The following is a 7,650-nucleotide window of genomic DNA, read 5'->3' as shown; positions in this document are numbered from 1 at the left end:
GGAAAGTCCCGGCCCAACGTTGCGCCCGCCACCCACGGTGTCGTCGCCTCAGCAGCCCACCCCTTCCGCGCCCGCGGCCACGCCGCCCGAGCTGCCCGACCGCGGTTGGCGGCGCGCGCTGCGGCTGGCCACCTTCGGCCTGGTCAACCTCGGCCCGTCACCCGCCCAGCTGCAGGAGGCCCAATTCGAAGCCGCCATCCGCACCCGCCTGTACGGCAACTACAAGGTCGGCGTGCTGGGCAAGGGCGGCGTGGGAAAGACGTCGGTGGCCGCCAGCGTGGGCTCTCTGTTCGCCGGACTCCGTCGGCAGGATCACGTCGTGGCGATCGACGCCGATACCGCTTTCGGCCGGCTCAGCAGCCGGATCGATCCAGCGTCGACGGGCTCGTTCTGGGAGCTCACCGCCGACAAGAACCTCCGGTCCTTCGACGACGTCGTGGCGCGGCTGGGCCGGAATTCCGCGGGTCTTCATGTGCTCGCCGGAGAACCGGCGTCGGGCCCGCGCCGCGTGCTCGATCCGGCGATCTACCGGGAGGCAGCGTTGCGGCTGGACCGCCATTTCACGATCTCGGTCATCGACTGCGGTTCGACGATGGACGCACCCCTCACCCAGGAAGTCCTGCGTGACCTGGATGCGTTGATCGTGGTGTCCTCGCCCTGGGCGGACGGCGCATCCGCCGCCGCGCGGACCATGGAGTGGCTGGCCGATCAGAACCTGGCCACGCTGCTGCGCTACAGCATCGTGGTGCTCAACGATTCCGACGGGCACGCCGACAAACGCACCCGGGAACTGCTCGCTCGCGAGTTCACCGATCACGGCCGGCCGGTGATCCAAGTGCCCTTCGATCCCCACCTGCGGCCCGGCGGTGTCATCGACGTGGGCCGTGAGATGGCCCCGGCCACGCGGCGCAAATTCCTCGAAGTCACCGCGACGATCGCCGGCTACTTCGAAACGCGTTCCGACGGTGCCGGCGAGCAGCGACCGACGGACGAACAGAACTAAGCGCGCGCCGACGGGTCGGCGATCGCCTCGATCTTCATCACCCGGGAATCGCGGATCGTCAACACGATGACGGCGAAGAGGCGTCGCTCGCTGAAGGCCAGCAGCACCGGCCCCCCGGCGGGGCCGCTGACCAGGGTCACGTCCGGCCACAGGTAGCGCAGCAGGTTGGTGGCGACCGCGGCCGGGCCGTGGTTGATCTGTGGTGGCGGTGCCGGGTCCGCGAGGATCGTGCCCACCCCCCACACCGTCGGATCCAGCACGGCGGCCAGCCCGTCGAGGTCACCGTTGGCGCATGCGGTGATGAACTTCTCGGTGACCAACTGGTGCTCGGCCGACGCGACGTCGCTCAGCTTCGGTTGTGCCGCAGAGAATTTGGACCGCGCACGCCGCGCCAGCTGACGGCAGGTGCCGACCGGCCGTCCCACCGTCTGCGAGATCGACTCGAAGGGGACGCCGAAGATGTCGTGCAACACGAAGGCGACCCGTTCCCCCGGACTGAGCCTGCGCAAGACTTCCAGCAGCGCGCTGCGGATCTCGTCGTCGAGGGTGACCCGGTCGGCCGGGTCGAAGCGGCGCGCGGCCGGTTGCTCGGGAACGTCGCCCGGGCGCTCGTAGCGGGCGCGGGCCGAGCGCACCTGGTCGAGGCAGAGGCGGCTCGCCACCACGGTCAGCCAGCCCCGCGCGTCCTCGATCTCGCCGACGTCGGTGCACGAGAATCGCAGAAAGGCCTCTTGCGCAATGTCTTCGGCCTCGCCGACGTCACCCAACATCTGATAGGCGAGGTTGACCAGATACGGGCGGTGGCGGCGCCAGGCCTCGCTGACCTGGTCGCTTGCTGACTGCGACTGGTTCATGACTCTTCGACGATCCGCTGGGGCAAAAAGTTACGGGTTCTCCGATGTAACTTTCCCACCTTTTGTCCCGTCGTTTTCGGCAGTGCAGGAAGTTCATGGAAGGAACCCATCATGACCATCGTCGTCACCGGTGCGACCGGCAACGTCGGACGTCCACTCGTCACCGAACTCATCGCCGCGGGGGCCCGGGTTCGGGCGGTCACCCGACAACCGGCCGGTGCCGGGTTTTCCCCGGAAGTCGAGGTATTCGGTTCGGTTATCGACGCGCTCTCGGGTGCCTCCGCGGTATTCCTGAACTCGCGGGCGCTGGGTGCGCAGTTGGAGGATGTGGTGGCGCAATGCCGGCGCGCCGGAGTCGCCAAGCTGGTCGCGCTGTCGGCGATCAACGCCGACGACGACGACACGCGGCAGCCGTCCCGGTTTCGCGGCGACCGCAACAGGGAGGTCGAGCGCCTCGCGGTCGACTCCGGCCTGGCCTGGGTGAGCCTGCGGCCCACCGTGTTCGCCACGAACTTCGCCGGCATGTGGTCCGCGCAGATCCGCGCCGGCGACGTGGTCGCCGGGCCGTACGCCGCCGCGTCGACGGCGCCGATCGTCGAGGCGGACATCTCCAGCGTCGCGGCACGCGCATTGCTCACCGATTACCTTGATGGACAACGGATCCCGCTGACCGGCCCACAGGCCTTCACCAACGCAGAGCTGGTCGAGGTCATCGGCGGTGTGCTGGGCAGGCCGCTGCAATACCGCGAGGTCCCCGTTGACGCGGTGCGGCAACGCTTTCTCGGGTTGGGCTTCAGCGCCGGCTTCGCCGACGCGTACATCGCCATGCTCGCCGAGACGCTCGACAAACCCGCCGCGGTCACCCAGGACGTGCAGCAGATCCTCGACCGGCCGCCAGTCCCCTTCGCGCACTGGGTTTCCGAACACCGAGAGATGTTCAGCAACGAGAAAGTAGGAATCTGAAATGGCCGATCCGCGTCCCCCGCGCTACCTCAAGGGAATGAACAAGTTCATGATGGCGGTGCAACGCCTCGGCATCCCGACCGGGCCCGCCATGGTGCTTACGGTGCCCGGCCGCAAGTCGGGTCAACCGCGCAGCACCCCGATGACGCCTTTCGATTTCGCGGGCGGCCTCTACGTGGTGGCCGGCTATCCCGGCGCCGACTGGGCGGCCAATGCCCGGGCGGCCGGCGTGGGCACACTGAGCCGGGGCCGGCGATCACGCCCGGTCCGGATCGTCGAACTCTCGGCCAGTGAGGCGCGGCCGGTGCTGCGCGAGTTCCCCGCCAAGGTCCCCGTGGGTGTGGCCTTCGCGAAACGATCGGGGATGGTGCGCGACGGCACGGCCGACGAATTCGAGGCACTGGCGGGGCGGCTCAGCGTGTTTCGCTTCGAGCCGGCCTGACCGTCACCAGACGATGGCCGCCATGTCGCGGTTGTCGGAACATACGCTGCGCACCGCGGCCTGGATGTCGGCCGCGGTGATGATCTGCAGATCCTCGACGGTCACCGGTTGACCCGCACGCTTTTGCGCCACCACCCGGGTGTCCCGAAAGCCTTCGGCGCGTTCGACGACGTTGCGGGCGAACCTACCGTTCTGCATGGCGTCGATGCCGTGGCGCCCGCCGGGGGTGGTGTAGTTGCGGATGGTCGTCGCCGCGTCCAGGAACGTCTCGCGTGCGCCGTCGTCGAGCAGGCTGGCGCGCGGCGAGGCGTAACGGTGCGCGATCTCGACGATCTCGGCCGGCGAATAGGACTCGAAGCGTAGCTTGCGGTTGAACCGGCCGGCCAAACCCGGGTTCACGGTCAGGAAGGCATCCACCTGGTCTTCGTAGCCCGCCCCGATGAAGCAGAAGTCGAATCGGTGCGCTTCCAACGCCACAAGCAGCTGGTTGACGGCCTCCATGCCGATCATGTCGGGCGTCCCGTCCTGATGGCGTTCGATCAACGAGTAGAACTCGTCCATGAAAATGATTCGCCCGAGCGACTTTTCGATCAGCTCATTGGTCTTGGGTCCCGACTCGCCGATGAAGTGGCCGCAGAAATCCGAGCGGCGCACCTCGCGGATCTCCGGGTGCCGCACGATCCCCATGCCGGCGTAGATCTTGCCCAGCGCCTCGGCGGTGGTCGTTTTACCGGTGCCGGGCGGTCCAACCAGCAGCATGTGGTTGGTCTGTCCCTCCACCGGCAGCCCGTGCTCGAGCCGCATCATTCGCACTTCGAGTTGATCTTCCAGTGCCGCGACCGCTTCCTTGACCGCGGCCAGTCCCACCTGTTTGGCCAGCAGCTTGCGTCCCTCGGCCAGCAGCTCGGCGCGCCGGTCCGAGGCGGCGTCGTCGTCGAGCTCGTCGCGGCTCTTGGCCGACGACGCGTCCCATCGATCGGTGCGGCTGTCGATGGTTTGTTCGTCGGTCACCACCAGGTGCAAATTCGGGTCGGCCAGTGCCTCTTTGGCCGCCGCGGTCAGCACCCCGTTGATGGTGGCCTTGGACAGCCAGATCTGGGCCTGGTCCTCCTCGCGCAGCTGCCGGTGCACCATCCCGCGCACATAGGCCAGATCGGCGACCAGCAGCGGAATGTCGGCCGGGCCGATCGACGCCGTCAACACGTCGGCATCGAAGCGGGATGACGACTGGGTGTGCCCGATCACGTCGACGCGGTCCAGCCAGTCCAGAGCGACCCGGCCCTGCCCGAGGTGGGCGGCGGCGTGCGCCGCCAACGCGCAAATCGATGCCGTCACCGCCGACATGACGATGGCGTGCGCGGGCAGCTCCTCGGCGGCCGTCAACAACACGTCCGGCCAGCGCTGCGTCCGGTACATCAAGAACGTCCGGGCCAATTGGTGCCACTGGTAATTGGTCCACGAATCCAGCAGGTCACGGTTGGTCAGCAGCCTGTCCGCCTCGGCGTATTCTCCGGCGATCGTCAACGCGGACGACAACGCCAGCCCGACCTGTGACGCGTCGGTGACGGTGATGCCGATGTAGGGGCCCAGCTGGATCTCCGCGGCCAGCGTCTGTCCGATGCGCGTGGTCTCGCGGTGTAGCCATTCGCTGGTGGCGTACAGCTGCCGCAACGAGGCCAGGTCGCTGTCACCGCACGCGATGCGCCCCAGCCACGCGTCGGCCATCGACGGGTCGGCGTCGGTGGCGGCGGCGAACTCGGGCAGCGCCGCCGCCCGGCCCTGTCGGCTCTTGAGTGCCATGGCACGATCGAAATGCCTTCGGGCAGTTTGCAAATCACCCATCACGTCCCCCGTCCCGAGCACAGTGGTGATCACCGCCGGGGCCGCGGGCAGCCACCTTCGGCCGGATCCGGCTGTCGCCGCAACCGCTACGTGCGCTCATCACACTGTGCCTCAAACTCGCATTACCGACCCGCTACGTGCCGACCGACATGCTGACCGGCTCGAGACTGACATACCGATTCTCGGCGCGGAACATGTCCATCTCGACAAGCCAATCCCTGCCCGCTGCACTGACATTCACCGTCGCCGGGCCGATCTGCTCGATGATCACCTCGTAGCCGTGTCGATGCCCCTCGGAGAGCTCGGCACCCGCGGGTGCGATGGTGATCACGGTTGCCGGTCGCGGCGTGGGTGAGATTGCGGCCTCGATGCCGCCGCCGTCGGGCCCGCCGAAGCTGTTGCCCCGTCGCGCGGCGTACTCGACAACGCTGACCGTGGTTCGTGGTGCGGGGCGCGAGCTGCTCACCACGCTGATCTCCGGCATGCGCACGCTGACCCAGCGCGACAGGTCGCGGGTGTGCACGCAGACCCGTTCGCCGGCACCGGCGGTGCGGATCACGATTCGTTTGGCGATCGGGTCGTCGGCGGCGACGAACACGCGCGACAGCTCGCCGGCGTCGGTAACGGGCATCAGCAGTCGATCACCGTTGCTGAGTTTGCCGATCAGCACGCCCGATGGTCCGATCTCGGTGACCAGCTCCGCGGGCAGCGGACTGCGCCGTAATCCGCGCAGGTGCGGGCGGGGACCGCACATGTTCGCGGCCGCCGCGGCCGCCTGCTCTCCGTTGAGGCGGCGCAGGATCACGCTCGGCGGCGTCGGCGCCGGCGTCGGTGTGCGCACGGTGATGGTCGCGGTGCAGTCACCGTCCGGGTACACCGTCACGTTCTGGATGACCTCGTCGGCGCGCAGCGTCCACGCCTGCGAGAGGTTGCGCGACGTGATCGCCTCGGCGGGATACGCATAGGTGGTCATCCAACCCGCTTCTCCGCGTATCGCTTTCCATCTCTGTGCGGTTCCCGACACCGCGTCCCACCCGAGGCGGCGATCGAGCTCGACCAGGTCGGTGGCGGTGGCCACCTTTGCCCGCATTCCCTGGCAGCGCAACAACCCCGCGATGCGCTGTGCGACCGAAATGGCTGCCGCGCCAACGGTCGTGCGCCACAGCAGGGCTTGGGCGTTGTCGATCACCGCCAGCCGCATGACCAGCCAGGTCTCGCGCCTGCCCGCATAGGGCGGGGTTCCGATCTCGGAGTCGTACACTCGCGGAAAGTCGCCGACGGTGCCGTGCCGGGAGCCGATGGTGACGACGCTGATCGAATCGAGCTGCAGGCCCAGGGCCTGGTGCAGCATCGGCACCAATTCGACTATGTCGAGCACGTTTTCGGTTTCGACGGTCACCGAGCCGGTCACCATGGTGGCGCGGTGCCCCCTGCCGAGCAGCTGCACCGCGACCACGGCGACCCCGTCTTGCACGCGAACGCCGCCACCGGATCGGTTGTTGGCAACGGTAACCGGGGCAGCCCACTCGATCGGTCGCCGGCCGCGCCGCCACAACACCGCCCACGACCACGCCGGCTGGCCCCACCACCGCACGAAGATCAGGGCGATACCGGCCACCACGGCGACAGCCGCGCCGATGTAACCGCCCACCAGCCAGCTCGCGAACGCGAGCACGAACACCACCCAGACGCCGACCACCCGGCGGTTGCTGCCGCGGGAGAAGCCGGTCAGGTCCGGCCTCATCGGGCCCTCCGCAACCGCGCAGCGATCGCGAACACGAGCACACAGGCGGCCACGGTTCCCAGGAATCCGATGGCGATGTTGCGCGCCCGGTGGTCCGGCGGTGGGGGCGGCGGGGCCGGGGTGATGACCCGGCTCCGCGCGCCCGGGGGCATCCGGTCGCCCGGCGGGATGTTGAAGGTCAGCGCCGCGACCGGGTCGACCAGTCCGTACCCGACCTTATTGTCAACGCCCGCAGGTGGATTGTGCGCCGACTGCACGATTCGGTTGATCACCTGATGCGCGCTGAGATCGGGGAATTTCGCACGCACCAACGCCGCGACGCCGCTGACGTAGGCCGCCGAGAAACTGGTTCCCCAGAACGGCATGTTCTTCTCGCCGGGCCGCGACGGCGGGTAGGCGTTGACCGGGCCGGCGCCTTGGGGCGAGAGGCCCATGATGTGGGTCCCCGGTCCGGCCACACCGACCCAGGGACCCGACATGCTCTTGTCGAGCGGGGCACCGCTGGCGTCGACGGCACCCACCGACAGGACGTAATCGGAAAACCACGACGGCGCCGAGACGATCTTGACCTGATGCCAGTCCCGCGGGTCCGACGGATCCAACGGGTCATACATCGGGTTGTTGTTACAGCCTGCTTCTCCGTCGTTGCCCGCGGCCGCCACGATCACCGCGTCCTTGGCGGTGGAGGCGTACCACAGCGCCGCACCCAGCGCTCGCTGATCGGCCGGTGACGCGGCGGGCAGACCGGTGGGCGCGCTCGATCACGAACCGGTGGGCAGCAACCCGTTGCAGTACCTCGACG

Annotated in this window: 6 protein-coding genes and 1 pseudogene; 3 read left to right on the top strand and 4 right to left on the bottom strand. The window is 68.4% G+C overall.

What is annotated here, in order from left to right; all coding sequences use genetic code 11:
- Nucleotides 1-19: 19 nt before the first annotated feature.
- Nucleotides 20-1,003 (top strand): MinD/ParA family ATP-binding protein, encoded by a 984-nt coding sequence (locus A5688_RS09265; protein ID WP_431768074.1) that lies wholly within the window; start codon nt 20-22, stop codon nt 1,001-1,003.
- Here the strand turns inward: A5688_RS09265 and sigI are convergent.
- On the bottom strand, nt 1,000-1,857 hold the full coding sequence (sigI, locus tag A5688_RS09260; RefSeq protein ID WP_067914156.1) for an RNA polymerase sigma factor SigI: 858 nt from the start codon (nt 1,855-1,857) through the stop codon (nt 1,000-1,002). The two genes, A5688_RS09265 and sigI, sit on opposite strands and share 4 nt — an antisense overlap.
- A 111-nt stretch (nt 1,858-1,968) precedes the next feature.
- On the opposite strand from sigI, the gene A5688_RS09255 reads away from it, so the two are divergent.
- Together A5688_RS09255 and A5688_RS09250 are read left to right on the top strand one after the other, a co-directional pair.
- Nucleotides 1,969-2,820: an NAD(P)H-binding protein gene (locus A5688_RS09255; RefSeq protein ID WP_067914159.1), complete on the top strand. Its 852-nt coding sequence runs from the start codon at nt 1,969-1,971 to the stop codon at nt 2,818-2,820.
- A gap of 1 nt (nt 2,821) precedes the next feature.
- The gene (locus A5688_RS09250) at nt 2,822-3,262 is read left to right on the top strand and encodes a nitroreductase family deazaflavin-dependent oxidoreductase (protein WP_067914162.1); all 441 of its coding nucleotides are present in this window, start codon (nt 2,822-2,824) and stop codon (nt 3,260-3,262) included.
- A 3-nt stretch (nt 3,263-3,265) separates the two neighbouring features.
- Here A5688_RS09250 and eccA2 read toward each other — a convergent pair whose 3' ends face one another.
- From eccA2 to A5688_RS09235, 3 genes and pseudogenes are all read right to left on the bottom strand, one after another.
- Complete coding sequence (eccA2, locus tag A5688_RS09245; RefSeq protein ID WP_120312196.1) at nt 3,266-5,104, bottom strand: type VII secretion system ESX-2 AAA family ATPase EccA2; 1,839 nt, start codon at nt 5,102-5,104, stop codon at nt 3,266-3,268.
- 133 nt (nt 5,105-5,237) lie between these two features.
- Nucleotides 5,238-6,848 carry a type VII secretion protein EccE gene (gene eccE, locus A5688_RS09240; protein ID WP_067914165.1) on the bottom strand — a complete coding sequence of 537 codons (1,611 nt, stop codon included), beginning with the start codon at nt 6,846-6,848 and terminating at the stop codon, nt 5,238-5,240.
- Nucleotides 6,845-7,591 (bottom strand): annotated as a pseudogene (locus tag A5688_RS09235) (S8 family serine peptidase); the annotation flags it as partial. The pseudogene A5688_RS09235 and the gene eccE, both read right to left, overlap by 4 nt.
- Between the last annotated feature and the right edge of the window lie 59 nt (nt 7,592-7,650).

It is taken from the genome of Mycobacterium mantenii, assembly GCF_001667865.1.
Taxonomy (GTDB): Bacteria; Actinomycetota; Actinomycetes; order Mycobacteriales; family Mycobacteriaceae; genus Mycobacterium; species Mycobacterium mantenii_A.
The sequence above is the reverse complement of the archived record's forward strand: the minus strand, read 5'-3'. Positions and strand labels throughout refer to the sequence as shown.